Annotated in this window: 26 protein-coding genes, 1 tRNA gene and 1 pseudogene; 16 read left to right on the top strand and 12 right to left on the bottom strand. The window is 44.3% G+C overall.

Features of this window, described 5'->3' with window-relative positions; genetic code table 11:
- The first annotated feature begins 19 nt into the window (after positions 1 to 19).
- The 3 genes and pseudogenes from CEG13_RS12865 (at position 20) to CEG13_RS12855 (ending at position 3,018) form a co-directional block, all read left to right on the top strand.
- A complete protein-coding gene (locus CEG13_RS12865) occupies positions 20 to 301 on the top strand; it encodes a YjcQ family protein (protein ID WP_100012295.1) in 282 nt (93 codons plus the stop codon).
- 274 nt (positions 302 to 575) lie between these two features.
- A pseudogene (locus tag CEG13_RS12860) lies at positions 576 to 1,094 on the top strand (nucleoside deaminase).
- 142 nt (positions 1,095 to 1,236) lie between these two features.
- On the top strand, positions 1,237 to 3,018 hold the full coding sequence (locus tag CEG13_RS12855; RefSeq protein WP_158234685.1) for a DUF262 domain-containing protein: 1,782 nt from the start codon (positions 1,237 to 1,239) through the stop codon (positions 3,016 to 3,018).
- A gap of 387 nt (positions 3,019 to 3,405) precedes the next feature.
- Here the strand turns inward: CEG13_RS12855 and CEG13_RS12850 are convergent.
- A tRNA-Ala gene (locus CEG13_RS12850) sits at positions 3,406 to 3,478 on the bottom strand.
- Between the two features lie 280 nt (positions 3,479 to 3,758).
- Between CEG13_RS12850 and CEG13_RS12845 the strand changes: the two genes are divergently transcribed.
- From CEG13_RS12845 to CEG13_RS12820, 6 genes are all read left to right on the top strand, one after another.
- Positions 3,759 to 7,442 carry a 5'-nucleotidase C-terminal domain-containing protein gene (locus tag CEG13_RS12845; protein ID WP_100012293.1) on the top strand — a complete coding sequence of 1,228 codons (3,684 nt, stop codon included), beginning with the start codon at positions 3,759 to 3,761 and terminating at the stop codon, positions 7,440 to 7,442.
- 238 nt (positions 7,443 to 7,680) lie between these two features.
- Complete coding sequence (locus CEG13_RS12840; RefSeq protein WP_100012292.1) at positions 7,681 to 7,965, top strand: YhdT family protein; 285 nt, start codon at positions 7,681 to 7,683, stop codon at positions 7,963 to 7,965.
- Complete coding sequence (gene panF, locus CEG13_RS12835) at positions 7,962 to 9,401, top strand: sodium/pantothenate symporter (RefSeq protein ID WP_100012291.1); 1,440 nt, start codon at positions 7,962 to 7,964, stop codon at positions 9,399 to 9,401. The genes CEG13_RS12840 and panF overlap by 4 nt, the downstream gene beginning before the upstream one ends.
- 109 nt (positions 9,402 to 9,510) lie before the next feature.
- Positions 9,511 to 10,293, top strand: coding sequence for a DUF4097 family beta strand repeat-containing protein (locus CEG13_RS12830; protein WP_100012290.1), 783 nt, complete (start codon positions 9,511 to 9,513; stop codon positions 10,291 to 10,293).
- Between the two features lie 173 nt (positions 10,294 to 10,466).
- The gene (locus CEG13_RS12825) at positions 10,467 to 10,694 is read left to right on the top strand and encodes a helix-turn-helix transcriptional regulator (RefSeq protein WP_100012289.1); all 228 of its coding nucleotides are present in this window, start codon (positions 10,467 to 10,469) and stop codon (positions 10,692 to 10,694) included.
- Positions 10,672 to 11,295, top strand: a complete 624-nt coding sequence (locus CEG13_RS12820; RefSeq protein ID WP_239984643.1) for a hypothetical protein — start codon at positions 10,672 to 10,674, stop codon at positions 11,293 to 11,295. Before CEG13_RS12825 ends, CEG13_RS12820 begins: the two co-directional genes overlap by 23 nt.
- Positions 11,296 to 11,603: 308 nt before the next feature.
- Here the strand turns inward: CEG13_RS12820 and CEG13_RS12815 are convergent, their stop codons facing one another.
- From CEG13_RS12815 to CEG13_RS12805, 3 genes are all read right to left on the bottom strand, one after another.
- Positions 11,604 to 13,592, bottom strand: a complete 1,989-nt coding sequence (locus tag CEG13_RS12815; RefSeq protein ID WP_100012288.1) for an acetoacetate--CoA ligase — start codon at positions 13,590 to 13,592, stop codon at positions 11,604 to 11,606.
- 157 nt (positions 13,593 to 13,749) lie between these two features.
- Positions 13,750 to 14,286 carry a type 1 glutamine amidotransferase domain-containing protein gene (locus CEG13_RS12810; RefSeq protein WP_100012287.1) on the bottom strand — a complete coding sequence of 179 codons (537 nt, stop codon included), beginning with the start codon at positions 14,284 to 14,286 and terminating at the stop codon, positions 13,750 to 13,752.
- A gap of 161 nt (positions 14,287 to 14,447) precedes the next feature.
- On the bottom strand, positions 14,448 to 14,696 hold the full coding sequence (locus CEG13_RS12805) for a DNA alkylation repair protein (protein WP_100012286.1): 249 nt from the start codon (positions 14,694 to 14,696) through the stop codon (positions 14,448 to 14,450).
- Positions 14,697 to 14,831: 135 nt separating this feature from the next.
- Between CEG13_RS12805 and CEG13_RS12800 the strand changes: the two genes are divergently transcribed.
- Positions 14,832 to 16,328 carry a BCCT family transporter gene (locus CEG13_RS12800; protein ID WP_100012285.1) on the top strand — a complete coding sequence of 499 codons (1,497 nt, stop codon included), beginning with the start codon at positions 14,832 to 14,834 and terminating at the stop codon, positions 16,326 to 16,328.
- A gap of 42 nt (positions 16,329 to 16,370) precedes the next feature.
- Here the strand turns inward: CEG13_RS12800 and CEG13_RS12795 are convergent, their stop codons facing one another.
- On the bottom strand, positions 16,371 to 16,823 hold the full coding sequence (locus CEG13_RS12795) for a YueI family protein (RefSeq protein WP_338033012.1): 453 nt from the start codon (positions 16,821 to 16,823) through the stop codon (positions 16,371 to 16,373).
- A gap of 366 nt (positions 16,824 to 17,189) precedes the next feature.
- Positions 17,190 to 17,360, bottom strand: a complete 171-nt coding sequence (locus CEG13_RS12785; protein ID WP_100012282.1) for a YfhD family protein — start codon at positions 17,358 to 17,360, stop codon at positions 17,190 to 17,192.
- Between the two features lie 128 nt (positions 17,361 to 17,488).
- Between CEG13_RS12785 and CEG13_RS12780 the strand changes: the two genes are divergently transcribed.
- Positions 17,489 to 17,659, top strand: a complete 171-nt coding sequence (locus tag CEG13_RS12780; RefSeq protein WP_239984642.1) for a hypothetical protein — start codon at positions 17,489 to 17,491, stop codon at positions 17,657 to 17,659.
- Positions 17,660 to 17,705: 46 nt separating this feature from the next.
- Here CEG13_RS12780 and CEG13_RS12775 read toward each other — a convergent pair whose 3' ends face one another.
- Positions 17,706 to 18,317, bottom strand: coding sequence for a spore coat protein (locus CEG13_RS12775; protein ID WP_100012281.1), 612 nt, complete (start codon positions 18,315 to 18,317; stop codon positions 17,706 to 17,708).
- A 159-nt stretch (positions 18,318 to 18,476) separates the two neighbouring features.
- On the opposite strand from CEG13_RS12775, the gene CEG13_RS12770 reads away from it, so the two are divergent.
- Positions 18,477 to 19,424, top strand: coding sequence for an MBL fold metallo-hydrolase (locus tag CEG13_RS12770; protein WP_100012280.1), 948 nt, complete (start codon positions 18,477 to 18,479; stop codon positions 19,422 to 19,424).
- 20 nt (positions 19,425 to 19,444) lie between these two features.
- Here CEG13_RS12770 and CEG13_RS12765 read toward each other — a convergent pair whose 3' ends face one another.
- A complete protein-coding gene (locus CEG13_RS12765) occupies positions 19,445 to 19,987 on the bottom strand; it encodes a bifunctional isocitrate dehydrogenase kinase/phosphatase (protein WP_100012279.1) in 543 nt (180 codons plus the stop codon).
- Between the two features lie 74 nt (positions 19,988 to 20,061).
- Positions 20,062 to 20,166 (bottom strand): YjcZ family sporulation protein, encoded by a 105-nt coding sequence (locus CEG13_RS12760; protein ID WP_100012278.1) that lies wholly within the window; start codon positions 20,164 to 20,166, stop codon positions 20,062 to 20,064.
- 410 nt (positions 20,167 to 20,576) lie between these two features.
- On the opposite strand from CEG13_RS12760, the gene CEG13_RS12755 reads away from it, so the two are divergent.
- Positions 20,577 to 21,491 carry a BRCT domain-containing protein gene (locus CEG13_RS12755; RefSeq protein ID WP_100012277.1) on the top strand — a complete coding sequence of 305 codons (915 nt, stop codon included), beginning with the start codon at positions 20,577 to 20,579 and terminating at the stop codon, positions 21,489 to 21,491.
- Positions 21,492 to 21,632: 141 nt separating this feature from the next.
- On the opposite strand, the gene CEG13_RS12750 is transcribed toward CEG13_RS12755, so the two are convergent.
- The 3 genes from CEG13_RS12750 to CEG13_RS12740 all read right to left on the bottom strand — a co-directional run bounded on the left by CEG13_RS12750 (position 21,633) and on the right by CEG13_RS12740 (position 24,446).
- A complete protein-coding gene (locus tag CEG13_RS12750; RefSeq protein WP_100012276.1) occupies positions 21,633 to 23,117 on the bottom strand; it encodes a UDP-N-acetylmuramyl-tripeptide synthetase in 1,485 nt (494 codons plus the stop codon).
- Between the two features lie 133 nt (positions 23,118 to 23,250).
- The gene (locus CEG13_RS12745; protein WP_100012275.1) at positions 23,251 to 23,643 is read right to left on the bottom strand and encodes a hypothetical protein; all 393 of its coding nucleotides are present in this window, start codon (positions 23,641 to 23,643) and stop codon (positions 23,251 to 23,253) included.
- Positions 23,644 to 23,660: 17 nt separating this feature from the next.
- Positions 23,661 to 24,446, bottom strand: coding sequence for an exodeoxyribonuclease III (locus tag CEG13_RS12740; protein WP_100012274.1), 786 nt, complete (start codon positions 24,444 to 24,446; stop codon positions 23,661 to 23,663).
- Between the two features lie 314 nt (positions 24,447 to 24,760).
- Here CEG13_RS12740 and CEG13_RS12735 point away from each other — a divergent pair, with 314 nt between their 5' ends.
- From CEG13_RS12735 to CEG13_RS12725, 3 genes are read left to right on the top strand one after another with little or no spacing between them, the layout of a single operon-like run.
- Positions 24,761 to 25,153, top strand: coding sequence for a GntR family transcriptional regulator (locus tag CEG13_RS12735; RefSeq protein WP_100012273.1), 393 nt, complete (start codon positions 24,761 to 24,763; stop codon positions 25,151 to 25,153).
- The gene (locus CEG13_RS12730) at positions 25,146 to 25,835 is read left to right on the top strand and encodes an ABC transporter ATP-binding protein (protein ID WP_100012272.1); all 690 of its coding nucleotides are present in this window, start codon (positions 25,146 to 25,148) and stop codon (positions 25,833 to 25,835) included. The genes CEG13_RS12735 and CEG13_RS12730 overlap by 8 nt, the downstream gene beginning before the upstream one ends.
- Positions 25,832 to 26,653 carry a hypothetical protein gene (locus CEG13_RS12725; protein ID WP_100012271.1) on the top strand — a complete coding sequence of 274 codons (822 nt, stop codon included), beginning with the start codon at positions 25,832 to 25,834 and terminating at the stop codon, positions 26,651 to 26,653. The genes CEG13_RS12730 and CEG13_RS12725 overlap by 4 nt, the downstream gene beginning before the upstream one ends.
- Positions 26,654 to 26,656: the final 3 nt, after the last annotated feature.

The raw sequence follows: 26,656 nt of genomic DNA, 5'->3' as shown, positions 1-26,656 counted from the left end.
ATAAGGGGGCGTAAAGTTGATGGAAGTTAGCAGGAGAAGATTGAGATATTCGGTAATTAAAGAGTTCGATAAAGGTAAACTACCTACTCATGAAACGTTTGATATTAAACCGGAAGATTACGTCGAATTTCTTCGTGAGTTACAAAATGATGGCTATATTACAGGGATTACCTTTACAAAAACATCACTTTTGGGAAGACCAAGGCCGACTCTGTTGGGTGAACAGTATGTAGACGAAAATTCAGGATTAGCAAAAACGTACAGAGTAGTTAAAGAGTTAAGGGACTGGATAAGGCTATAACTCTTCAAATAATTTCAGTTTGTGTTGGTTGAGGTTAGGTATCTAACTGAAAATGGAACATGGGTTTATTATGGATATAAGTTCGTAAAGTTGGCTACAGATAATTTGAAGTTGTTTTATAAACCATATAAAGAATGGGATTTGTCTATCTAAAAAACTTTAGAACAATCTTGTTTTATACGATAGGGCGAATTTCTTAAAGAACGAGAAATGCTCTTTATTGTTGAATTTAAAGAATATCCAGTAAAAAAACGATTCGAGAAAGTGTAAAACAATGAACATTGATAAGGATAGATGTTTTTTTGAGACATTGGAAGAGGCTGAACTAGCTTTAATGGAAAATACATACCCATTAGGTGCCGTAATTGTTGAAGAAAATATAATTTAATTGCCAAAGGGAGAAACAGGGTATATCCACAACAAGACGCAATGGCACATGCTGAAATCGATGCTATACGAAATGCTGGCCAAGCGATTTTTAATGCGAAGATTAACCGTGAGAAATTCACCATATATACCTCTTTAGAGCCTTGTCCAATGTGCATAGGTGGAATATTATTTGCGAACATAAAAAAGTAGTCTGGTTATTAAACGATGATATAGGTTTTGGTGGGTACAGAAAAATAATAGCTACGAACGTGTTTGACGAAAGATTTAATGAAGTTGAACTAAATGAAGAGCCGTTTGAGGACTTAAAAAGAAGACAGATGGAATTAATGAATAATTGGTCAACACAAATCCAAATAACATTGTTAACCTACGAAAGGCTGTTAAAAACATAATTTTTTATTAACGAAAAGGGCGCCTATCTTGAATAAATATCGGTGTCTGATACTGCGGAAAAGGATCATTTGAATAAGTGGATTTTTTATTTAATATGTAGTTCTTAAAGCAACGGGATGCTATCCTGGAAAAATTTTAGGAGGGGAATTATTATGCAATTAGATCCAAAGTTTTATTCTTTTGATGAATTACTTCAAAAGAGACTTTTTGAAATTCCTGAATATCAAAGAGCTTATAGTTGGACTACAAAACAAAGGAAAGATCTATTTAATGATATAGAGAAACTTTACAATTATGAGGATTATAAAGAAGGTAGAACTCATTTCATGGCAACGGTAGTGTGTCATGATAAGGACAAAGTTGAGGAATATGAAACTGATATATATAGGGTGCTTGATATAGTTGATGGGCAACAAAGGATAACAACCTTAATAATCCTTTTAAAAGCCCTACATATGAAATTGACTGAATTGAACAACCCCAAATATAGAAGAACCATTATGAATCTTGATGAGATATTAGTAAAAGATGAGGACAACAGATTAATTTTAATCCAAGCTAATCATGATAGTTCTTTGGCGCTAAGAGATTATTTGACAGATGGAAGACATCCTTCTGGCAGTAGGGTAACTACACATGCTACAAAAAACCTAAAAAAGGCATTTGAAGAATGCGAAAGTTTCGTAGAGGAATGGAACAATAAATATAATTTATTAGATTTGTTAATTTTACTTAAAAGTAAGCTGTATTTTATATTACATATTATTGATGATGAGGGTGCGGTTTATACTGTCTTTGAAGTACTAAATAGTAGAGGTTTAGAAGTTGATTGGCTGGATAAATGTAAAAGCATATTAATGGGTATTGCATTTGAGAAGCTGAAGGGAAAAAGTGCAAATTTTAATGGCAATCTTGAATGGTTACATAAATATTGGTCACAAATATATAAGGCAATTGGTATAACAAATCTTAACGGTGGGGAAATAGTCAAATTTACAGCTACTCTTTTCCATCCAGACAAAAAAAATAAGCCTTTAAAAGAGGAAGATGCAATTGAGTTTTTCAAAAGCATTTGCACAAGAAATCCCGAAAAAGTAGTTGATGTTTCAAAATGGATATTAGATGTTGCTACAGAATTAAAAGAAATCTTTACAAATCCAAGGATTGAAGCTGTTTCACAAATATCTCATGCCCGACTTGCAGCAATTGCCATAAAACTTTCAGAACATATAGATGAAGTTCAAAGAGAAATGCTATTAGATCAATGGGAAAGGGTTACATTCCGGATATTTGGTCTATTCCAAAAAGATTCAAGATACAAAGTAGGAGAATATACGAGGTTGTCAAACTTTATTATGGGTATAAAGGACTTGACGAAAAAGGTTATAGATGAAAATTATCGCTTTAAAAAGGCAATGGAAGAGTTTATAAAGATAAGTGAAGATTTCTCTATGAAGCAAATGATAAAAGAGTTAAACGAAAAAGATTGTTACAATTCGTGGGGAAAAGAGTTAAGATATTTTTTCTATCATTATGAAGAATATCTAGCTAAAAATAAAGGTTACCATTTTCCAGTTAGAACTTGGGAATCTATCTGGAGTGCATCTGCAAATGAAACGATAGAGCATGTTTATCCCCAAAATGAAAGTGCAGCTTGGAAGGGTAAGGTAATAAAGAGAAAGGAATTTCATGCAAATAGACTAGGTAATTTGATGATATTGCCTCGAAAATTAAATAGTAAAATTAAAAATAATGGTTTTAATGATAAAAAAATAGAATACGCCCATTCGGAAATGCTATCTACAAAGGAAATATTGAACTATAACGATTGGGATATAAGAACAATAGAGAAAAGAACGTTTAATTTATTAGAATGGGCCTCTGTAAGATGGGAAAATATTTTGAAAGAAGAATATATGAAGGTCTGTAAATAGTCCGTAAAAAATTATTCCTGAATCGGGCGCGATTGTTGAGCAACACAAAGCAGAAAATGAAAAAATTTTTATAAAAAATAATCTCATATCTGCTGAATAAGTATCCATTTTGATTAATCTTTTTTCAAAATGGGTACTTTTTATTTAATGTAAAATGTGGATTTGGGTGGTGTTTATGATCGAACTTTTTATAAAGTTACATCAATACCTAAGTAAAACAAACACGTTGTAACCGTCATAATAATTCGCGTGATGTGTTATAAAAAAACCATTTCCCCCAGTTTTCCCCCAATTGGCCCGTTACCTTCAATAAGCTGACAATCTGTATCTAATGAAAGAAGCGTTGAATCCCTTACACAGCAAGGGTTCAACGCTTCTTTAAATTGATGGAGCATAGCGGGCTCGAACCGCTGACCTCTTGCATGCCATGCAAGCACTCTCCCAGCTGAGCTAATGCCCCGTGAATAGTATGGAAGAACAGCTAGGTTTTTATTATATAACCTTTTGCATGGTTTTTCAAGAGGAAACTTTTGATTCCGAGGATACCCAGCTGTCAGCACAAATTTTCCTTAATACGGGTATCTCTTCTTCTCATAGGGCTTTATAACCATTTTGCTAAAAACCTAGTAATATAGTAACGGATTTGTGTTATCTTTACAAAAAATTTATAGCAAAAAGGCAGACAGTGTGTAATAGTATGAGTGACTCATAGATTACATACCAAAAGATGGAGGGGAAGCATGAAACAATTCAAGGGGAAGATGCTGAACTTGCTGCTGATTGTCACATTGGTCATGATGAATGTGACACCGGTTTTTGCGGCGGAGGGATCGGCAGAAGATGGTACAAGAGCAACAAATTTATTTATCTCCGAGTATGTGGAGGGAAGTTCCTATAACAAAGCAATAGAGATTTATAATGGAACCGGAGCGGCAGTGGATTTAGCTGATTATCAGATCCACCTCTACAGCAATGGAGCATCGGAAGCCAGCCGGACGCTGGAATTATCCGGGGTGCTGGAGCATGGTGAAGTGTATGTGATTGCACATTCACGGGCCGGCGAGGAAATTTTAGCAGAAGCCGACCTGGAAAACGGGGCTGTGATTAATTTTAACGGCGACGATGCGTTTGCTCTGGCGAAAGATGGCAGCAATATCGATGTGCTCGGGACGATTGGCGAAGCATCGGATTATGCACAGGATGTGACGCTCACCAGACAGGCAGGGGTGACTGCGCCGAACTCCAGCTACATCGAAACGGAGTGGGCGGAATATGCCAGTAATACGTTTGCATATCTTGGCAGCCATACCATGGATGGAGTGCCGCCAACAGATCCACCGGAAGAGCCTGAAGAACCGCCTGCAACCGGTGAGTATGATATTGCCGAGGCACGCGAGCTGAGTGACGGCAGCGCTGTTACAGTAGAAGGAATTGCCACAGCGGACAGCGAAGCAATCAGCAATGGCGCGCAATTTTCCACATATATTCAGGATGAAACCGGCGGCATTAATCTGTTTGCTTTTGAACAGGGAGAATTGCCTGATCTGGAAAAAGGTGATCGGGTGCAGGTAGCCGGGGAGCTGGATTCCTATAACGGCCTGAAGGAAGTCATTCCGTCATCAGTAGAGATACTGGAAACCGGACAAAACCTGCCAGTCGCGCAACAAATCACACTCGAGGAGCTGGAGGATCCGGAGATAGCTGAACAGTATGAAGGCGAACTTGTGGAAGTCAATGGTTTTATTAACAACATTCCAGAAAGCCCGGCAGGCGGCGGCTACAATGTCTCGCTGGTTGACGCTGATTTTCACGGCACGACGTTAAGGGTGATGGAGGAGGCCCTTGATATTTCCCAGGTTGCACAGAACAATTGGTATGATATTACGGCGGTTGTGAGTCAATATAATGACTACCAGCTGATTCCGACCGAACAGGCGGATATCCAGCTGGCCGAGGAACAGCCGGAGCCTCCATCTGCTGCAGGATACTATGAAACAACAGTAGAAAGAGTGACCGACGGCGATACCATCCGAGTGGAAGATCCACTATTCGGAGAGACAAGTGTGCGTTTCCTGAACATGGATACACCGGAAACCTATACGGCGCACAATGATGACCCGGCAAGAGATGAAATTAATGAGAATCAGCAGTATCACGGTAATGCCGCGACGGATTATATCAGCCAGCTGCTCCAGCCGGGGGATGAGATCTATTTGAAAGTCGGGGAAGAGCCGACCGATGATTATGGCCGAATTTTGGCAGAGGTCATTCGCAAAGATGATGACTTGAATGTCAATCTGGAGATGGTCAAACAGGGGTATGCATCTACCTATTTCCTTGCCCCGATTGATGAGGAGGCCTATCCGGCGTATCAGCAGGCGGTTAGGGAAGCAAAAGATGCGGAACTGGGAATCTGGAATCCAGAAAATCCGTTGATGGAGTTGCCATTTGCCTTCCGGGCGAATGATGATGAGAAAGGCTTCCTGCGCTATGTCGGAAATTCAGATACCATGGAATATGTGGTTCCCGATGAGTGGGCGGAAGTTCCTGTTGACAAACGGATCTTTTTCACCAGCGCGGAAGAGGCGGAATCATATGGATTTGTCCCTGCAGAAGAGGAAACTCCGGGAGAAGGTAACCTTGAAGTGCAGCTTCTCGGCATGAATGACCTGCATGGCAAAATTGACCAGCAGTATGAGCTCGATCCAGATGGAGATGGGATTTCTGAGATGTATGGACGGATGGATTACACGGCTGCTGCGTTGAAAGAGCGGGAAGCAGAAAACCCGAATACCCTGACAGTGCATGCAGGGGATATGATAGGAGGAAGCTCTCCGGTATCGGGACTCCTGCAGGATGAGCCGACCGTGGAAATTATGGAAGAGATTGGCTTTGATGTCGGCACGGTTGGAAACCATGAGTTTGATGAGGGGACCGATGAGCTGCTGCGCATGGTAGAAGGCGGCGAACATCCGGAAGGGACGCCGAACTATGATGGCATGAATTTTCCATTGCTTTGTGCCAACTGTGTGTATCAGGACAGCGGGGAAACAATTCTTCCTGCCTTTCATGTGGCTGAAGTGGATGGAGAGGAAATTGGTTTTATCGGGGTGAACACCAAGGAATCAGCAAATATGGTGATGCCTGAAGGGATTCAAGATATTGAATTTACTGATGAGGCAGAAGCTGTCAATGGCGCGGTGAGTGAGCTTACCAGTCAGGGAGTCGAGGCGATTGTTGTTCTGGCCCACATGCCGGCCAATCAATCCGGAGAATCAGCAACTGGCGCGGCGGCAGATCTGGCACTCGCGGTCAATGACGCAGTGGATGTCATTTTTGCAGCACATAACCACCAGGTCGTTGATGCGGAGGTTGATAATAAGTTAATCGTTCAGGCATCGGAATATGGCAAAGCGTTTGCCGATGTTGATCTGGAAATTGACCGGAGCACCGGCGATATTGTGGAAAAAGAAGCCGAGGTTGTATTTGTCAGCCAGGAGGATTATACGTCGGATACGGCAGTGCAGGGCATTCTAGATCATTATTCTGAGCAGATTGCGCCAATTATGAATGAAGTCGTCGGTTTCAACGCACAGGATTTGACTGGCGATTACACAAATGATGGCGATCACGGACTGGGAAATCTGATTGCTGATGGCATGAACTGGGCTATGGACAGTGATTTTGCGATGATGAATGGCGGCGGAATCCGTGATGATCTGCTGGCAGGGGAAATTACCTGGGGCGATCTGTACAATATTCAGCCATTCGGTAACACACTGATGACGGTGGAGGTAACCGGAGCGGATATTTACGCGATTATCAATGAGCAGCTTTCCCCGATTTATGGGCCGGATTACAGCATCAGCGGTTTGCATTATACCTGGAATCCGGAGCTAAATGAGGTCGTTGATGTGACCTTCCCGGATGGGACGCCTATTGGTCTGGAGGAAGTCTACACCTTGACGGTTAACAATTACATGGGCACATCGGATGGTCCAATTAAAGATTTGGGTGAAAATCCTGTCATGGGGCCGGCCGATATTGATGCAACGGTGGACTTTGTGGAAAGCCTCAACACGTCGGAAGCGAACCCGCTTGTTTATGAAGCGGAAGGAAGAATTACCGAAACGAGTGATGAACCGGGTGAAGAAGAGCCGGTGATGACGGAAATTGAACCGAAGAAAAATAATGGCACTGCGACTGTTCACACACGGGATCTGCGAGCTATAGAGCAGGGTGCCCATGTGCTGATCAATGTGTACAATGAGAAGAAACCGAGAAAGCTGCTGCTGAACAAGAAGCAGGTGGATCTGTTGAAAGAAAAAGACGTGACATTGACGGTGACAAATGGAAGTGAGTCGGAAACGTTTGTTATGGTTGATGTGAGGGATAAAGTGTTAAAAGTTAATTTGCAGGATTAATAGAAAGATTTAAGCAGGCTGCCGGGGAACACTCGGCAGCCTGCTTTTTCCTGATTCATCTAGTATTTTTAACATACTTTTCAAGGTTTCAGTCATCGATAGCTGAATCTATTTTTGATAATCTTCTTACATTTACAAGGGGACTTATTTGCGTTATATTGTTATAGGATATGTCGTTTTTACATAGTTATCATCAATTGTTGTCATGAGACTGATATGGCAAAAGGGGGAGAGCGCGATGAAGCATGAACGTCCGGAGAAGGTGGATTACCGTTATCGGATCGCCAACCGGGAAGCGTTGATCGGTGTGGGGCTGGCTGTTTTTAACTTTATCTGGTGGTTTGCCTTTGCTTATGGGCTGGGGAGCAAGGATCCGGAAGAGTATACATATGTTCTCGGATTTCCAGCCTGGTTTTTTTACAGCTGTATAGCAGGGACAGTGCTGATGGCTGTATTGGTCACGATCGTAGTAAAGAAATTTTTCGTGGAAGTTCCATTTGATGATGAAGGGGAAGAAAAATGAACTGGCAGGCAACCATTCCGTTAATTTTAATTTTGGTCGTTATGTTCGCGATAGGAATATTGGCAAGCCGGCGTGTGCAGTCCTCGAAGTCGTTCCTCGATGAGTATTTTCTTGGGGAGCGGAGTCTGGGCGGCTTTGTGCTGGCAATGACAATGACCGCCACTTACGGGAGCGCCAGCAGTTTTATCGGTGGACCGGGAACGGCGTATACCGAGGGGCTGGGCTGGGTGTTGCTCGCAATGTCCCAGGTAGTCACGGGTTATTTTGTTTTAATGATATTAGGGAAAAAATTTGCGATTGTAACACGAAAATATAAAGCGGTTACCATGGTGGATTTTTTGAAGGCCCGCTATGATTCCAAATGGGTCGTGCTCCTGGCTGCTGCCAGTATTATTATTTTCTTGTTTTCTGCCATGGCAGCACAGTGGATCGGTGGCGCAAGATTAATAGAATCCTTGACCGGTATGAATTATACATCGGCGCTGTTTATTTTCGCCTTATCGGTGCTGGTGTATGTAACGATCGGCGGTTTCCGGGCGGTTGCGCTGACGGATGCCGTTCAGGGAAGCATCATGTTTGTCGGAACGCTGGTCCTTTTGATCGCGACGATTGTTGCTGGTGGCGGAGTTCAGGAAATCATGAACGATCTATCGGCGGAAAACCCGAATCTGATTACTCCATTTGGGGCAGAGGGAACCCTGAGTCCGGCCTATGTGTCCTCTTTTTGGATACTGGTCGGTGTTGGTGTCGTGGCACTGCCGCAGATTACGGTGCGAGCCATGTCCTATAAAAGCTCCAAATCGATGCACCGCGCGATCATTATCGGCACGATTCTAGTCGGGTTTATTATGCTGAATATGCATTTAATCGGTGTTTTTGCCCGGCCCATTTTGCCGGGAATTGAAGTAGGGGACCGTGTCATGCCGCTGATTGCACTGGAGGTGCTGCCGGCATGGGTGGCCGGTGTGGTGCTGGCAGCGCCAATGGCAGCCATTATGTCAACAGTCGATTCGCTGCTGTTATTGGTGAGCTCCACCGTGGTCAAAGATGTCTTCCTGAATTATGTGAAACCGGAAGCTTCACATAAACAGGTGATGCGACTCAGCATTGGCGTCACAGCCATACTTGGGATTATTGTCTTTTTGCTGGCACTGGACCCGCCTGACTTAATTATCTGGCTAAATCTGTTCGCATTCGGTGGCCTCGAAGCAGCATTTATTTGGCCGGTGGTGATGGGGCTGTACTGGCAAAAAGGGAATAAATATGGGGCACTTGCCTCGATGATTACCGGGGTAGGTCTGTATATTTTGTCAGACAGCTTCTTCCCGCAGCCATTTGGCCTGCATTCAGTCGTCCTGCCCGTGGTGCTGTCATTTGTGGCATATGTCCTGGCCAGTCTAGCTACTCAGAAGAAACAGCAAATCGCACAAAACTAACTGGAAAATCCGTCTTCAGGCTGAGGAAAAGATCAGCCGGGGGGCGGTTTTTTCTTTTGCCGAAATCACTGTACACTAAAATTAACAACAACTCAAAGGGTGTGGAGGCATGTTTAAGGAAAAGTCGATCGAACAAACGGAAACTATTGATACGGGAAAATTACGCGAGATAACAGTAGAAGCTGCAAGTTCGGATGTGGAAATAACGGTACATGAAGCTGCCAGAGTGGATGTGACACTGCTGACAAGCAAAAACGGGCCGGAACTGGTTGTGGATCATAGTGGGGACAAAGCGTTGATTCAAGCCAAACGGCCAAAGGAGCAGCGGTGGTTGTTTGGGATATATCCGCAGTCCAGGCTGCTGATTACGGTGCCGAAAGACGTGGCAGAATACTGGAATGTGCGCACGGGTTCCGGTGATATTTGTTTGAATAATGTCGAGACAAAGGAGCTTTCTCTGATGGCTTCATCCGGGGACGTGCAGCTGGAAGAAATCACGACTAAAACGGCTGAAATGAAAGTTTCCTCCGGGGATGTGCAGGCGTACCGCTGTGTGACTGATCAGGTGAAAGCAGCCATTTCTTCCGGAGATTTGGATTGGGATGGATTTGTCGGCGAATTGAGCGCGCGTGCTTCATCGGGCGATATCGATCTGACCAATATCGGTGTTGCCGATCTGGATCTTGTGGCTGCAAGCGGCGATGTTACGCTGGTATTTGCCGAAAAGGAGTTGAATCTGGAACTTGATGCGATGATCGCGTCCGGGGAAATGGATGTGGATCTTCCACTAAAGATGCAAAAGCTATCCAAGCGCAAAGTAACCGGTATCGCGGGCGATGGTAGGAATCGGGTGCGGGTGAAAGTTGCTTCGGGGGATGTGCGGATTTGTTAGGAATTAGGAGTGTCACTCATTGGGTTCTGAGGTTAATAGTTTTAATAAAAGCCATCTTCCACGGGATGGTTTATTTTTTACAGTCAATGTAATGTATAAATTGAATTATGTAACATATAAATTACATTATGTAATTTATATGTTACAATAAAACCAGGAGGTGTTCAAAAACCTTGAAAAACAATCTTAAAATAGCTCGTTTCCAAGTTAATTTAACCCAACAGCAATTAGCTGAGGAAGTAGGCATTACTCGGCAAACAATTAGTTTGATTGAAAAAGGGAAATACAACCCAACTTTAAAATTATGCCTTAGCATTTGTTATGCAGTAAACAAAACGTTAGATGAAGTTTTTTGGGTAGAAAGGGAAGGATCAGAAAATGAAGATGATGCAGCCAATTAATGATGAACGCCTGATAATAAAAAATATGAAAAACATACGTATCATCTATGCTCTTCAAACACTTGGAATAGTGGCCATACTAGGATACGACTTTGTGATCATTGGAATGGATGGAATAAAAGAAAATCCTTTGTGGCTTGTGTTTATAGCATCGACAGTTCTATTGGCATTTTTGTCCATGACCTCCGATGAACGCCTCGCATTGAAAAATCTGCAAAAGTTACGTATTGCATATGGTGTTCAAATCCTTGGTATAGTAGGCATATTAGGGTACGACTTTATTACTTCCGGGATGGACGGAATGAGAGAAAACCCATTGTCGTTTGTTTTTATAGTATCAATGACTATAGGGGCATTTTTATCAATGAATGTTAATGTAGATCATGAGAATAATAAAACCTCTGCAAAAAAAGAGCTAATCATTTCACTTATTGTAGTAGCATTGATTAGTATCATTGTTGGCATTTTCACCTCGTTTAGTGAAGGATTTACTGCAATTGGTGGCCTTCTCGCGGGAGTAATAATTTTAATATGCGGTTTAATTCCATTTACGTTTCTTTTTTACTTAAGGAAAACAAAGGATGATGATAATGATGCCTAAATAGCAAAGGATCTTTTGGGGAATTATTTATTTAATTCCTATACCCTTACTGTATTTTTATTGGGACCATATATTAGGGGGGATTGGTGGATTATTCTTACTTTATTTAGCTTATTTTATCTTTTTTAAGGATCATTCTTCCAATATAACGAATTCCCATATGGACAATAACAAATTAAGATAAGGGTTTCCTATACTTTTGGTCAAACTGAATGAGAATAATTAGATAGAAATAGAAATTCCACTACCAATTCAGCATCAAACACTTAAAAAACGAGCCTGCCATTGCAAGCTCGTTTTCTTAACGTCTAGCCGTTCTCCCGCTCATTCTCCGCAAACGCCACAAACGGATCAAGCGACGCCTCATTGCTGAGAGAGCCTTTATTAACAACACTCTCCACCGGTTTTCCCATCAATATTTTCTTCACGGGTATCTCCAGCTTCTTCCCGTTCAGCGTTGTCGGCAATTCCGGCACTTCGTAAATTCCGGTCGGCACATGTCTTGGAGAGCATTCGCTGCGGATTTTTTTTTTGATCGTCTGTTTCACCTCATCCGTCAGCGCATGGCCATCCTTCATCACCACAAATAATGGGGTGCGGGAGTCGCCATCAGCGGCAGGGACATCAACAATCAGGCTGTCGGCGACTTCTTTGATATAGTCAACCGCCCGGTAAATTTCGCTTGTGCCGATGCGGATGCCGCCCCGGTTGATCGTGGCATCTGACCTCCCGTAAATCACCGCTGTGCCTTTTTCAGTTACTTTCACATAATCGCCGTGGCACCAGATGCCTGGAAAGACATCAAAATAGCTGTCGTGCAGGCGGCTGCCGTCAGGATCATTCCAAAAATAGATTGGCATCGAAGGGAGCGGTTCGGTCAACACCAACTCACCGACTTCTTCGATAACTGGCTGGCCAACAGCGTCAAAGCTTTCCACCTTGGCGCCAAGCCCACGGCATTGCAGCTCTCCTGCATATACTGGAAGCACCGGAGCTCCGAGTAAAAATGCCGTGCAGACGTCGGTGCCACCGCTTACAGAGGCAATCCACAAATTTTCCTTTACATTTTCATAGCACCACTGAAAACCTTCCGGAGGCAACGGCGACCCGGTGGAACCGATGCATTTCAGCTGTGCCAGATCAAATTCTTCCCTGGGCTCGATCTCGTCCTTCATGCAGGCAGTAATGTAGCTGGCACTCGTGCCAAACACGGTCATACCGGTTTCTTCGGCAAATTTCCACAGCGCTCTCGTATCCGGATAGGCGGGATTGCCGTCATACAGGATGATCGCACTGCCTGTCAGGAGACCGCCGACCAGGAAATTCCACATCATCCAGCCTGTGGTGGTAAACCAGAAGAAACGGTCATCCGGCCCGAGATCGGTGTGGAAGGTCGAGGCTTTCAGATGCTCGAGCAAAATCCCGCCCTGGCTTTGCACGATTGGCTTGGGTTTTCCAGTTGTCCCCGAGGAATAGAGCACCCAGAGCGGATCATTAAAAGCGACATGAGTATACTTCAGCTGAAGACCATCCCGTGCCTTCACCACATCTTCCCAGCGATAAAGATTTTTCAGCCCGCTGAAATCCGGTTCGCTGTTCAAATAGGAAATGCCTATCGTTGCCTCCACAGTCGGCAGCTCTGCCTGAATCTTTTCCACTACTGATGTGCGGTCAAAAGCTTTCCCGCCATAACGGTAGCCGTCCACCGTAATCATTACTTTCGGTTCAATTTGCTTAAACCGGTCAATTACACTCTGTGTGCCGAAGTCCGGTGAGGCACTCGACCACACAGCACCAAGGCTAGCCGTTGCTAAAAATGCCACGACAGATTCATAGATATTCGGGACATAGGCAGCGATGCGGTCTCCTTTTTCGACACCGAGTTCACGGAGCGTAGACGTGAGCGCTGCCGTGTCCTCATACAGCTGCTGCCAAGAGACTTCGGTGGTGTCTCGGGCTTCCGATTTATGGATGATGGCCGGCTGCTGCTGATGCCGGTGGCGGAAAACATGCTCCGCGTAATTGATGGTCGCTTCCGGAAACCAGCGTGCTCCCGGCATATCATGGGAGCTTAACACTGTCTGATAGGCTTGAGCAGATTGAATATCAAAGTATTCCCACTGTGACTCCCAAAATGCTTCCACCTCATCGACCGACCACTCCCAAAGTGACTGGTAATCAGCGAAGGAAAGCTGTTTGTTTTCCTTCAGCCATTTCATATAATCATAGATATTGGACGTTTGTTTTCGTGAAATATCCGGTTCCCATAAAAGGGTGCCTTCCTGCACGTGAGTCATTGCATTCCCTCCCGAATCATTTACTAAGTAACTCCATTATAATGAAATCGCTTACCGTATGTAAAGCTAACCTGTTTTGCGGGGCAAGGCAGGCAGGGTTGAACCCATAGAAAAAGACCCCTGCTTCATCTGGCCGGCAGGGGGCCCTTTTCCATAGTTACCGCGTGTTGGCTTCTCCCGCCAGCACATCTGCAAAAACTTTCACATATTCCGGCAAATCCGGCGGGCGGCGGCTGGAAACAATGTGGCCGTCAACCACTACCGCTTCATCACTCCATGTAGCGCCGGCATTGGTCATATCATCTTTGATGCCAGGTGTGCTGGTGACTTTCCTGCCGCGCAGAATATCGGCAGAAATCAGCACCCAGCCTGCGTGACAAATTTCCCCGATTGGCTTTTTCGCCTCGTCCATTTCCTGCACCATCTTCAGTACTTCAGGATAGCGCCTTAGTTTATCCGGCGCCCAGCCGCCAGGGACCAGGATGGCATCATAATCGGCCGCTTGAATGTCCGCAAATGCATAGGATGATTCTGCGGGTACCCCATATTTTCCAGTATAGGCTTTATTCGCTTCTTTGCCGGCCAGGTCGACTTGTGCGCCTTCTTCCCTGAGGCGAAGAACCGGATACCAAAGCTCCAGATCCTCAAAGTCCTCCTCGACCAGGGCAATGACTTTTTTATGCTTAAGTCTCATGTAATCCCTCCAAATGGTATGTTTCCATTTTAACAGAGACATGAGCGTATATCGATTGGGATGCTGATACGAATAGTGGGTTATTGCTTGCAGTGGTTCATTGAAGCTTTAATCATGCATCATAAGAAGCACCACCTGTCTCCAAGTGATGCCTCTAAAAGTTATTTCTGCATATACTCTCCAAACTTTATAAACGTTGTTTCATCCTCAATCAATCCGCACGAACCGCACTGTACCCGGTATTTGGGACCTTTATATACCGTATGAAAGACTTCAGCTGTACCGTCGGCATAGGTCTCCAGCACCTCGCCTGTCTGTGCGTCCAGTTTGACAGGGGTCGACACTTGCTCGATCCGGTTGAAGCGGGAGCGGTTGGTCTTGCAATTGGGACAGCAATAGGCTTGATTCATCGTTAACACCTCCATTTTCTATTATTCCTATGTTCCTGACAGAAAATGCGAAATTTCGCGGGATAATTGTTAGTACTTTCGAGAAAGTGTGTTACTATAAAGAACAGATAATAGAAATACATAAGAGGTGAAAATGTGAAGAGCGTAACGAGTGTATTTTGGTATTCTCTCGCAATTTGTTTAGCTGTTGTAATTTGGGGATCCGTTGCCCCTGTGCAATTGGAAGAATTCACAGCTTCCGTGACATCCTATATTTCCGTTAGTTTTGGCTGGTTTTACTTATTAATTGTTGTCCTATTTTTGGCGTTTTGTATTTATCTGATATTTTCCCGCTATGGCAAGGTGAAATTAGGAAAAGAACATGACAAGCCAGAATTCAGTCTGCTTTCCTGGTTTGCCATGCTGTTCAGCGCCGGAATGGGCATGGGGCTTGTGTTTTGGACAACAGCCGAACCGATCTCCCATGCGTTTACCAGTACGCCTACTGCTGAACCGGGCTCAGATACAGCTATCAAAGAAGCTCTGCAGTATTCCTTCTTCCACTGGGGGATTCATGCGTGGGCGGTATATGGCGTTGTAGCATTGGTGCTGGCCTATTTCAAATTTCACAAAGATGCTCCAGGGCTGATCAGTGCGACCCTCGTTCCTATATTTGGGGAGAAGAGCATGGCAGGAACCCCTGGGAAATTAATTGATATTCTCGCTGTTTTTGCCACGATTGTCGGAGTTGCGGCAACGCTTGGATTCGGTTCCGGCCAGATTGCCGGGGGGCTTTCGTTCCTGTATGATATTCCGAACTCGTTTACTGTTCAGCTGATTGTTCTCGTTGTCGCGACGTTCTTGTTTATCGGGTCGGCTTGGTCGGGGATTGGACGAGGCATTAAATATTTGAGTAATATTAATATGGGCCTCGCTGGAGTGCTCTTATTGATGCTGTTCATTGTAGGGCCGACGCTATATATTTTAAATATGTTCACGCACACACTAGGCAGCTATATTACCGAATTCTTTGATATGAGTCTGCGTCTGGCTCCGCTTGATGAAGGCAACCGGCAATGGATCGACAGCTGGACGATCTTTTACTGGGCCTGGTGGATTTCCTGGGCACCGTTTGTCGGTATCTTCATCGCGAGGATTTCCAAGGGCCGGACAGTTAAAGAATTTATGCTGGGCGTACTTTTTGTCCCGTCACTGGTATGTTTTATTTTCTTCGCCGTGTTCGGTGTATCGGCGTTGAACCTGGAGCAAAACGGAATTGCCCAGATCTCCCAGCTTTCCCTGGAAACATCGACCTTTGGCGTATTGGCGGAATATCCGCTCGGCACATTGATGTCGATCATTACCATTTTTGTTGTGGCGATATTCTTTATCACATCGGCTGACTCGGCGACGTTCGTATTGGGGATGCTCACCACCAACGGTATGCTGAATCCGAGAAACTCCGTGAAGATTATATGGGGAATTACCCAGGCTGCCGTAGCGGCGATCATCGTTTATTTTGGCGGGACACAAGGTCTGCAGAATATGCTGATCATCGCGGCACTGCCGTTTTCCATTGTCATTATACTGATGGGTGTTTCTTTCTTTAAAAGTGCGCATGCTGAATATGGACCAAGGAAGAAAAAGCCATAATAAAAAACCGGTCAAGCTGCTGATATGCTTGACCGGTTTTCATTAGCTGAACCAATTTTTGATTTTTGATAAAAAGGAGTCGTTTTTATCGTTGCTGGTATCTTGTTGTTCCTCAGCAGGCTCTTCTTCGTTAATAAAAATTTCCTCTTGATCAACGGCGTAGTCATAGGCGAGAACGGCACCGATGTCGGTAGGCTTTTCTTCATTGCTGATGGTCGTATAGGAAATATTGTATTTGTCGGCCAGCTGTTTTTCCTCTTTCAGAAACCGGTAGCCAACATCCCCATTAATCAGCAATTTGGCATCACGGTGCTGCTGCATCGCCTCTTCCAATTTCGCCAGTCCCTTGTCGGACATGACCTGGCCCTTTGTTAGAGCAAGGACGATCCGCTCCCTTAGTGTCCCAAGAAACTGTTCGCGCTCTGCTTCTTTGGGCCGCCTTTTGCCATAAATTCCTTCTGTAATATAATCATCTACATTTTTATCGCTCATCATGGATTCCTCACTTTATCCCTTTGCTCCAATTGTAGCGAAGTTGGGTGGAGGGTTGCAACTAAGGGGCGGTGTGGTGTTGTGGGGTCAAGAAGGTTGAGTCTGAAACCGAGCGACTTTACTTTAAATCTGGCGAGTGCAACCCTGAATCGAGCGAGTTTTTTTCAAATCGGGCGAGCAATCACCAAGGTCGGGCGACCCGCAACCGAAGTCGGGCGACCGCATGCCAAATCGCGCGAGTAAAGCCTCAAGTCGCGCGTCCACCGCCTCAAATCGCGCGGGCCACACATCAAGTCGCGCACCCCACACATCAAGTCGCGCGACCCGCACATCAAATTGAGCAACCAACACAACCCCCAGACACCCACATTACTTCCGCTTCGCCCGCGCATCAGCAGCCCGACTTCTCGCTTGAGCCTCTCTGTCCGCATGGTCAGCAAACTCCTCAGCATATTCCACATCCTCGCCGTCCCGCAATTGGTTCTTCGGCGTCTGTGCCATCACACTGTTTTTCTTATGACGATGCTCATCTCTTCCCATTGATTCCACCCCTTTCTTGATAAATCTCTTCCTTAGTATGTGTAAATCGCACAACCATACTACCGGAAAATTTGTCATATAAAAAAGCAAACATGCAGATACTACGAGCAAAAAGGGAGGTCAACACATTGCCAAAACGTGATAATATTTGCCGCGCCTGTGAGGGAGCTGGCATCCTGTCTGATGATGAAGGCTGGCAGTACCAATGCAGCGTCTGCCATGGCGACGGGCTCCACAGCAGCAAGGAAACAGAAGCAAGAGTGATGAATGTCGATGAAAATAACCGCCTGCTTGATTAGAAAAAGGGTGACCCGCTCATGTGGGCCACCCTTTTAAACAACCCGCTTAGTGCGGCATCGTTCCCGGAACCGGGGCAAAACTGTTGATATATGCCTGCATATCCTGTTGTTTCAGTTGCGGCACTTGATAGTATTGATGTTTATTTTGATACAAAAATACCTCATAGGCCATCTCGATTAGATTCGGGATGCTGTCGGCAAACACTCGACGCATGACCGGGTTGGTCGCTTCCAATGCTGACATGGTGAAAGATGATGCTGATTGTTTCAATACTCCCATCATATAGCTGGAAACGCATTGGTCATTAATCTCATTGACGGACTGGGCAGGTGTTTTTGGCGGTGATGGCTGCATACCGTACGTGACATCATTGGTCTGTGTCATATTGTAAGTGTAGGTCTCCACAGTCGGCTCCTGGCCGGTCTGCAGTGTCTCAACAAGTGTGTTATACAGCTGCGTGATATAGTCATTATGCTGCTGGTGCATGGTTTTCAGTTCCGGATCCTGGATATGATCCGCATAGAGCATATATTGTTCCATTCCGCCAACAAGGCCGCCGATTGCTTCATGTGCGTCAAATAGTTCATGACCGCCGTGACTTTGCTGGGCAGGCATTTGGGCAGAACCTTGAAATTGCTGCTGTTGTTGGTTGTCCAATTCAATAACCTCCTTTTATTGGTTCTTGATTATTTTAGGCCAAACCGGCCACCATATACCTGTAAAAATTTAACCGTGAACAGCCTATCCGCTTTTGTTTCTGACATTTTCAAAAAGTATGCTATTATGAAGTAAAAGAACAAAAAGGAGAGGCAGCAAATGAGAGGAAAAGAGCCAATTCCATTAGATGCCAGGATTCACTTGCTGGATGGGTTTGATTTGGAAATGCCGCAGCGGACGGGAAGTTATGTCATAGCGGAGGAAGCATTGACTATTGTGGAAACAGGGCCGAGTCCCTCTGTGAAATTTGTGAAGCAGGGACTCGAACAGCTTGGATATACGCTTGATCAGGTTCGATACATCATTGTAACACATGTACACCTCGACCATGCAGGCGGTGCGGGCCTATTGGCAAAAGAATGCCCCAATGCACAGGTTGTTGTGCATCCGCGCGGGGAGCGGCATCTGGCTGACCCAAGAAAATTGGCTGCGGGGGCACGTGCTATCTATGGAGAGAGTTTTTCGGATTTATTTGACCCCGTCCTGCCGGTGCCAGAGGAGCGACTGCTGGTAAAAGGGCAGGGGGACATACTGGAAATTGGGCCTTCTTGCTCGTTGAAATTTTTAGATACACCTGGCCATGCCAAACATCATTTCAGCATATATGATCCCATCAGCAACGGGATGTTTACAGGGGATACAGCGGGGATTCGCTATGAGCAGCTGATTGAAGAGGGAATCGATCTGTTTCTTCCTACCACCTCCCCAAATCATTTTGACCCGGAGGCAATGCAGGCATCGATTGATCGTTTTGCCGCTATGGATCTTGACCGTATCTACTTTGGCCATTTTGGGATGACAGTCAACCCTGCGGATGCTCTTGAGAAAGTTTCCATATGGCTGAAGGTGTTTGTGGAAGAGGGCAGGAAAGCTGTTGAGGAAGGCAAAAGATTCGATGAACTGGCGAACCGTTTACTGGAGCACATAAAAGAAGAACTACGGGAGAATGGCATTCCAGATGACCATGAGGCTTATGTGATGTTAAATCTCGATATGCAGGTGAGTGCCTTGGGGATTCTTGACTATTTTTCACGTCAGAATAAATAACAGAATTTAGGGAGAGCAGGCTAAATCCAAAACCTCTCCCTTCTTCTGTAAAAATGGCCATAATCGATAAATACAATCTTTTCCTTGCTGGTTACGGCAAGGTTCTCCCTTTTCAAATCCTTGGGGAAAATGCTTTCCTTCTGAAACTGTTTCACCACATTACCAAGCTCTTCTCGTACAGGCGGCTCAGGGGCTTCCGTCATTTTTTTCATAATCAGCCAGCCATCCCCATACTCTTTCACAGAGCAAAGGTGTTTTCGCAAATGCACTGGTGAACGATGATAAATGTCTACTTCGGCATCGTTGGAAATAAAACCGCCTTTGCGTGTGACCACTTTGAGAACATGACCGTTGCCAAGGTCAAATACAATGCGATAGGAACCATATCCGAGCACCGGGTGGTCCAGATTCAGGACTTCTTCTGCAGTTTCGGCCATCCACCGGGGGTGTTCAAAAACGTATCTATGCGTATAGGGGAGCCAGTGATGGATCGCGTCCAGTTCCTTTTCGTTCAAAAAAGATTGCTTCTTGGCAGTCTGTTTATGTCTTTCCTGGGTAGCCATGACAAAACGGCTCCTTTCTCACGTTTGAATTGATGTACAGGGTCAAGGTTCTGACCCTGCCAAATATTCTGGAATTAGCTGTACCCACCGCCGCCATTCCAGCTTGCTCCAATGATAATTAAGAGAATAAACAGCACGACAATCAGCGCAAATCCTTCACCTTGTTTCTGGTATCCCATGTAGCACACCTCCTGTCTTAGCTGAATTGTTCAGCTTTTACTGTAGCTTATGCAAGAAACCACGGGAACGTAAAGGCTACTGTTTTGTCAGGAATATAAATTATTCCCCTCACTTATTTTTTTAGTTTTATGAAAAAAACTATTTTAAAAGGTTGTCAGTATAAGTCATATAAATTATAATATTTTCAGATGATTAAAACGACATAATAAAATCAATCTGCTATTAAAGAATTACCACATTGGCCATCAGGTTTTCTCGATATGGGGAAAGTGGGAGGAAATTGATCCTAAAAAATTGGGAACTCGAAAGCTACCTTGAATTCATCACAGAAAAAGCAAAGAAAGGACATCATGATTAACACACCAGGATTTTTTGGTGTGCTTTTAATTTATAAAGGAGGAATTGCAAAATGAGTAAGGATTTTAAGGAAGTAGAACAGTATCGAATGTTTACTTCAAAATCAGAAGTACATAAGGCGATTAACGCACTAATTGGCATCATTAAAGGTGTTGAATTTGATGGAATGGTTAGTAATACTGAACTAGCTGAAATTACAAATTGGTGTAATTTGCATCGGCATCTGAAGAAAAAGTCACCTTTCAAAGAAATAATTCCTACATTGGATGAAGCATTAGAAGATGATCATTTATCACAAGAAGAAATTCAGGATATATTGTGGCTATGCAACAAAGTAGTGAATGGTGACGACTTTGAAGACTTCTATAACTTAGTCACTTCTTCCATTCAGCAGCTGGAAGGCATTTTGCACGGAATGCTGGCAGATAGCGAGCTCTCAGAATCAGAAATTCACCAGCTATCAGACTGGATGGACGAAAATGAGACCTTAAAAGGTACTTACCCATTTGATGAAATTGACAGTCTGCTTTTGGAAGTGTACAAAGACGGCTTCATAAGTGAAAATGAAAAACAACAGCTCACTGGGTTTTTCGGTAGCTTTATTGATATAAATATGTCCTGCAATATCAATGAACCCGAAATTAAAGCATTACAACAAAAATATTCAATTGATGGTATTTGTGCAGTCAATCCAGAGATATCATTCGCGGATAAGACCTTTTGCTTTACAGGTACATCCACCAAAGCTACACGGAATGAAATCGCAAAAATTATTGAGGAAAAAGGCGGCCGGTTTAATAATAACGTCACTAAAAAGACTGAATACCTTATTGTGGGTGGGGACGGTAATCCTTGCTGGGCATTCGCTTGCTACGGCCGAAAAGTGGAAAAAACGATTAAACGAAGAAAAGAAGGCCAAAAAGTGGTTATAGTGCATGAAAGTGATTTCTGGGATGAGACATACTGAGACCTGAAACACCACTTTTGCGAGGAGATGACTTTCCGTGACGTTGAAATACAGGGAAGTAATGGATTACGGTCAGTGTTGCTTCCGCAGCAAAAAAGCCGGGAAGCCCCGGCTGGAGTAAACAACTTAGAATATGATAAATCATACTATTTTACTATACGGACTGCTGGCTAAAATGTTCTCTATTTCTTCAAGGTCATCATGCGGAACAAGTTCACCTTGCTCATGCTGCGGTTCATTGATTCCTGTCAAAAGAATGGTATCTCCCGGTGCGGAGTATTGAATGCACTTGCGAATTGCTTCTTTCCTGCTTTCAGCGGTATCCATTTTGTTTGAGCCGATAGCAGGATCAAGCCCCTTGCGCATCGCGGTAATGACTTTCTTGGGATCAACGAATCCGACTTGCTCTGCGCCCATGACAACGAAGTCAGCGGAAGTATCAATTGATTCGCTCATCAACTTTGCTTTTTCAAGTCCCCTTAAGCCGATCCCATTTACCATGGCAATAAGCCGAGAGGGGGTGAGTAATCGCGCTGCTTGCATGGCCTTTTCCACTGCAACCGGTGTGTGGGCAAAATCAAGAATAAACCGGCGTTCTCTTACATAAATAATCTGAAAACGATTATGCAAAGGTGAAATGGAAGATAGCTTACGGGCGATCGCTTTCATTTTATAACCCATCAACAGCAGGACAGCACAGGCACTTAAGATATTGTAAACATTGTGTTCACCTATAAAAGAAGTACGGATTCGATACCTCTTTTCATGATAATGGAGCGTAAAGCTGGTGCCTTTCTCACCAAACAGGATCTGCGTTGCATACAGATTGGCCTGTGGATTTCTCAGGCTAAATGTCAATGCAGGTTTCTGCCATTTGGAAAGGGGCTGAAAAGCTGGCTCATCCAGCGAATATACCAATGCTTCAGCCGACTCTGCAAGCATCATTTTGCTCTTCAGGTAATGCTCCATACTGCCGTGATAGTCCATATGATCTTTGCTGAAATTGGTAAAAACACCGATATGTACCGGGAAAAAACCAACTCTTTTCTGATCCAGCGCAACAGAAGTGGCTTCAAAGGCCATGGTCTGATAGTTTTTTTCATGAAAATAACGAATTATATTTGCCAATTCCGGAGCTTCCGGCGTAGTAGGTGTAGTCTTATGATAGTCTACATCTTCCATTTGGTGATCCAGAACACCCTCCGTGCCGACAAAACCAGACTTGTGATAAAAACTGTTTAACAAAGAAGAGATGAGATGTGTTACGGTCGTTTTTCCATTCGTTCCTGTAACACCGATAAACGACATTTGTTCCATCTCGTTTTTATATAAATGGTGCAGTACCTCTGTTATCACTGTTTCCAGTTGGTTTACAACAATGAATGCAGTGTCAGGATGAACCTTTCTTTTTTCCAACACGTCCATTTCATTTGAAATTACGCAAATAGCGCCATTCTCAATAGCCTCTTCTACAAAATTCAAGCTGTTCAACCGGCCTGAACGACAAAAGAATATTCCATTTTCATTCGGCACTGCCGAGTGAATGCTGGTTTGCTCAATAGGCAGTACTAAGGAACCGCGAGAGGCAATGTAATGGTGTTGAATGATTTTTTTCAAATGAATCATAGATATGACATTCCTCCCATTGTGACAGATATGTGAATGTGTTTACCCGGTTCCCGTCCTTTTAAACATGCCTGCCTGGGTCTCCTGAATATCATTCTATATTATCCGTTTAACTTGAAAAGTTTTCTGTGAATTATACCTCATCCTCCGTCTTCAAAAACGTCAGCACCAAAAAGATGGCAAAGCTGATCAGCATAATCGTACCACCAACAATAAAAAACACCGTAGTAAAGCCACCCCCTATGCCAAACGGGCGGGTGTAGTACAGCCACATGCCGCTCGTCAGTCCGATGGAGCCAATTATTGCCGAGTAAACGTGTAGAGCAGCTAGCGTTTTGTTTGCCGGGGTGAACACTTTATAATAGACCGCCCAGGCAAACAGGGAAAGCCAGCCAACAGCCAAAATATGAGCGTGGACGGTTCGCAGCTCAGGCCCGCCGGCACCAGCCATATGGGAGCCGATAAATGCCCCGATCAAGGCAAAAATTGCGGAAATACGGAGTAAGAGTTTGCTGTATCCATTCATTTTCATTCCTCCAGTTGTTAAGACAGATTTGCTATCTGTTCTTCAATAGGTTCGTTCATCTTCAGCATCACCGGACAATGATCGCTTCCCAGTATCTCTTGATGAACCTGCGCATCAACCAAATAATCCGTCAGTCTTTTAGAAACAATAAAATAATCAATCCGCCACCCAACATTGCGCTCCCGGATCGTTTTCATGTACGACCACCAGGAATAAAGGCCATCGGTATCCGGGTAGAAATACCTTAAGCTGTCCGTAAATCCCGAACCCAGCAGGCGGGACATCTTGCCGCGTTCTTCCATGGTGAATCCGGAGTTGCCATGATTGGTCTTGTCATTTTTCAGATCGATTTCCTTGTGAGCAACATTCAAATCGCCGCAGTAAACAACTGGCTTTTCTGCATCCAATCGCTGCAAATAACTGTACAGCTTGTCCTCCCATTCCAGCCGGTAATCGAGCCGTGTCAAATCCCGCTTGGAATTGGGCGTGTAAACATTGACGAGGTAAAAGCTGTCGAATTCCAGGGTGAGGATACGTCCCTCATCTTCTGTATCGTCATCTCCTACGCCGTATCTCACGGACAGCGGCTGTTTTTTGCTAAATACTGCCGTGCCGGAATAGCCTTTTCTCTGGGCATAATTCCAGTATTGATGATAACCAGGCAAGTCCAACTCCAATTGCCCTTTTTGCAGTTTTATCTCCTGAAGACAGAAGATGTCTGCATCCACTTCATGAAAGTAATCCAAAAATCCTTTTCGCACACAGGCGCGCAGCCCGTTGACATTCCAAGATACCAGTTTCATAGATCTGTTTCCTGCTCCTTTGTTAAGGTTTCTTTTGTTTATTTTATCATACTAAACCTTTCTAGGGAGTCCTTGTACGTAATCTGTCGGAATGTATTTCCCGGGAAATATTTTAGCGGATTATCGGATAGAAACCCCGTATTTTGTAGAAATAATATTTTTAAAAAAACAGCTTGACTTCACACTGTATTAAGCCTATAATACACAAAGAAGCGTATTACCCGGTTAATACACATGTTTTTTTGTCATTAGCGTATTAACCGATTAATACAGTTACATCTAAGATGAACTTAGAAATTTAGGAGCTGCTGCTTATGAAAGTGAAGTTTAATAATCGCGACCCGGTTTATGTGCAGGTCATTCAGCATTTTAAACAGCAGATCGCCGCAGGGCTGATGGAGCCAGGGCAGGAGGTTCCATCGCGCAGGGAACTGGCAGGCAGGCTGAAAATAAATCCGAATACGGCACAGCGGGCTTATAAGGAAATGGAGGAAGAGGGATTGATCTATACCGAACGGAATTTGCCAAGCAAAATCACCAGGGATGAAAAAATCCTCGGAGCAGTCAGGGAGGAACTGATGCTGGAAGCTGTGGAGAATTTTATAACATCCGTTCAATCCATTAACGCACCACTTGATGAAGTGGTCGAGCTGATTCAGAAGAAATACAAAGAAAAAGAAGCAGGCGAGGGGGGATCGCATGATTGAAGTAAAAGAGATCAAAAAACGTTTTGGCCGGAAGAAAGTGCTGGAAGGGGTCAGTTTTGACGCGAAAAAGGGTGAAATCACTTGTCTGATCGGCATTAATGGGGTAGGGAAGACAACGGTGCTGAATGCCATCATGAATCTCACACCACTTAACAGCGGACAAATCCTGATTGATGGAGAAAGAATCAACAAAAACAGTTATGAGAAAATCACCTTTATTCCTGATGCCGTCACGATGCTGCCGCGAATGAAGGTTGCTGATGCCATCCAGTTTATGCGTGATTTTTATCAAAGCTGGAACGATGAGCGGGCAAGCGAGCTGCTGGAATTTTTCCGTTTAAATGAAGAGGACCGGATTTCCGATCTTTCCAAAGGGAATGCCGCAAAGGTCAATCTCTTGCTTGGTTTGGCGCTGGACGTAGACTATCTGCTGATGGATGAGCCGTTTTCCGGCATTGATATTTTCAGCCGCGAGCAAATCGCCGAAGTATTCACCAGTCATTTGGTGGAAGACCGTGGTGTGATCATTACTACGCACGAAATTAACGACATTGAGCATTTAATCGATAAAGTCATTCTACTCGACAACGGCAACGTTTTAAAAGATTTCCGGACAGAAGTCATGCGGGCAGAAGAAGGAAAATCGGTGGTCGATGTGCTGAGGGAGGTCTATAAAAAATGAAGCATTACTTGAAATTAGTAAACTTTGAACTGGGCCGGTTTATTAAAGTGTATCTGGTTCTAATCGCGATTACGATTATCTCCCAGATTGCTGGCATTATTGTTCATTCGAATAATTTTGTTGGCCGGGCTAATGAATCGATGACCACAATGGAACAATTTGCCGCGCAAAACGGAACATTGATGATGTCTGATTTTATGCTGACCTTATGGTTCCTAGGGCCGATTGCACTTTGCATTGCCGCTTTGATTTTTTATTGTTTCCTTATCTGGTACCGCGACTGGTTTGGAAAAAACACTTTCGTTTACCGGCTGCTTATGCTTCCGACGGCGCGTCTGAATATCCTGCTCGCAAAAGCTTCGGCCGTTTTCCTGATGGTGCTTGGGCTGGTTTCGCTGCAGCTGGTCCTGCTGATTGCTGAGCAGGCGTTATTGCAAACGATCGTCCCTGACGTGCTTCGAACCGATATGAGTATTGCAGAAATGGGTAATCGGACCGGTTTCCTGCAAGTGCTGATACCGGAAAGTTTCACCGGATTTTTGTCTAATTACGGTATTGGGTTTATGATGGTTTTCATTCTGTTTACGGCCATTTTATTTGAACGAAGCTATCGCTGGAAGGGAATTCTACTCGGCGCGGTCTACGCTGCATTAGCTGTGACTGTTTTTCTGCTGCCGCTGATCATTCAGCTTATCCTCGGGATGAATTATCTTTATCCGATGGAAGTGTTTCTTGCGATGCTAACACTTGGCATTCTCGTAACTGGCACATCAATTTGGCTGAGCCATTACTTATTAAACCGGAAAGTGACTGTATAAAGA

This window comes from Lentibacillus sediminis, assembly GCF_002763455.1.
In the GTDB taxonomy this organism is placed as follows: Bacteria; Bacillota; Bacilli; order Bacillales; family Amphibacillaceae; genus Lentibacillus_D; species Lentibacillus_D sediminis_A.
This window is presented reverse-complemented; position numbering and strand designations above follow the sequence as displayed.

What these genes read in the sequence shown, in the direction of transcription:
- CEG13_RS12795 (WP_338033012.1), bottom strand. Translation starts at nt 16,823, where the DNA reads ATGATGAGCGATAAAAATGTAGATGATTATATTACAGAAGGAATTTAT.
- CEG13_RS12810 (WP_100012287.1), bottom strand. Translation starts at nt 14,286, where the DNA reads ATGAGACTTAAGCATAAAAAAGTCATTGCCCTGGTCGAGGAGGACTTT.
- CEG13_RS12820 (WP_239984643.1), top strand. Translation starts at nt 10,672, where the DNA reads ATGAAGATGATGCAGCCAATTAATGATGAACGCCTGATAATAAAAAAT.
- CEG13_RS12785 (WP_100012282.1), bottom strand. Translation starts at nt 17,360, where the DNA reads ATGGGAAGAGATGAGCATCGTCATAAGAAAAACAGTGTGATGGCACAG.
- CEG13_RS12750 (WP_100012276.1), bottom strand. Translation starts at nt 23,117, where the DNA reads ATGATTCATTTGAAAAAAATCATTCAACACCATTACATTGCCTCTCGC.
- CEG13_RS12730 (WP_100012272.1), top strand. Translation starts at nt 25,146, where the DNA reads ATGATTGAAGTAAAAGAGATCAAAAAACGTTTTGGCCGGAAGAAAGTG.
- CEG13_RS12745 (WP_100012275.1), bottom strand. Translation starts at nt 23,643, where the DNA reads ATGAATGGATACAGCAAACTCTTACTCCGTATTTCCGCAATTTTTGCC.
- CEG13_RS12770 (WP_100012280.1), top strand. Translation starts at nt 18,477, where the DNA reads ATGAGAGGAAAAGAGCCAATTCCATTAGATGCCAGGATTCACTTGCTG.
- CEG13_RS12805 (WP_100012286.1), bottom strand. Translation starts at nt 14,696, where the DNA reads ATGAATCAAGCCTATTGCTGTCCCAATTGCAAGACCAACCGCTCCCGC.
- CEG13_RS12725 (WP_100012271.1), top strand. Translation starts at nt 25,832, where the DNA reads ATGAAGCATTACTTGAAATTAGTAAACTTTGAACTGGGCCGGTTTATT.
- panF (WP_100012291.1), top strand. Translation starts at nt 7,962, where the DNA reads ATGAACTGGCAGGCAACCATTCCGTTAATTTTAATTTTGGTCGTTATG.
- CEG13_RS12765 (WP_100012279.1), bottom strand. Translation starts at nt 19,987, where the DNA reads ATGGCTACCCAGGAAAGACATAAACAGACTGCCAAGAAGCAATCTTTT.
- CEG13_RS12830 (WP_100012290.1), top strand. Translation starts at nt 9,511, where the DNA reads ATGTTTAAGGAAAAGTCGATCGAACAAACGGAAACTATTGATACGGGA.
- CEG13_RS12815 (WP_100012288.1), bottom strand. Translation starts at nt 13,592, where the DNA reads ATGACTCACGTGCAGGAAGGCACCCTTTTATGGGAACCGGATATTTCA.
- CEG13_RS12735 (WP_100012273.1), top strand. Translation starts at nt 24,761, where the DNA reads ATGAAAGTGAAGTTTAATAATCGCGACCCGGTTTATGTGCAGGTCATT.
- CEG13_RS12865 (WP_100012295.1), top strand. Translation starts at nt 20, where the DNA reads ATGGAAGTTAGCAGGAGAAGATTGAGATATTCGGTAATTAAAGAGTTC.
- CEG13_RS12740 (WP_100012274.1), bottom strand. Translation starts at nt 24,446, where the DNA reads ATGAAACTGGTATCTTGGAATGTCAACGGGCTGCGCGCCTGTGTGCGA.
- CEG13_RS12755 (WP_100012277.1), top strand. Translation starts at nt 20,577, where the DNA reads ATGAGTAAGGATTTTAAGGAAGTAGAACAGTATCGAATGTTTACTTCA.
- CEG13_RS12840 (WP_100012292.1), top strand. Translation starts at nt 7,681, where the DNA reads ATGAAGCATGAACGTCCGGAGAAGGTGGATTACCGTTATCGGATCGCC.
- CEG13_RS12760 (WP_100012278.1), bottom strand. Translation starts at nt 20,166, where the DNA reads ATGGGATACCAGAAACAAGGTGAAGGATTTGCGCTGATTGTCGTGCTG.
- CEG13_RS12845 (WP_100012293.1), top strand. Translation starts at nt 3,759, where the DNA reads ATGAAACAATTCAAGGGGAAGATGCTGAACTTGCTGCTGATTGTCACA.
- CEG13_RS12855 (WP_158234685.1), top strand. Translation starts at nt 1,237, where the DNA reads ATGCAATTAGATCCAAAGTTTTATTCTTTTGATGAATTACTTCAAAAG.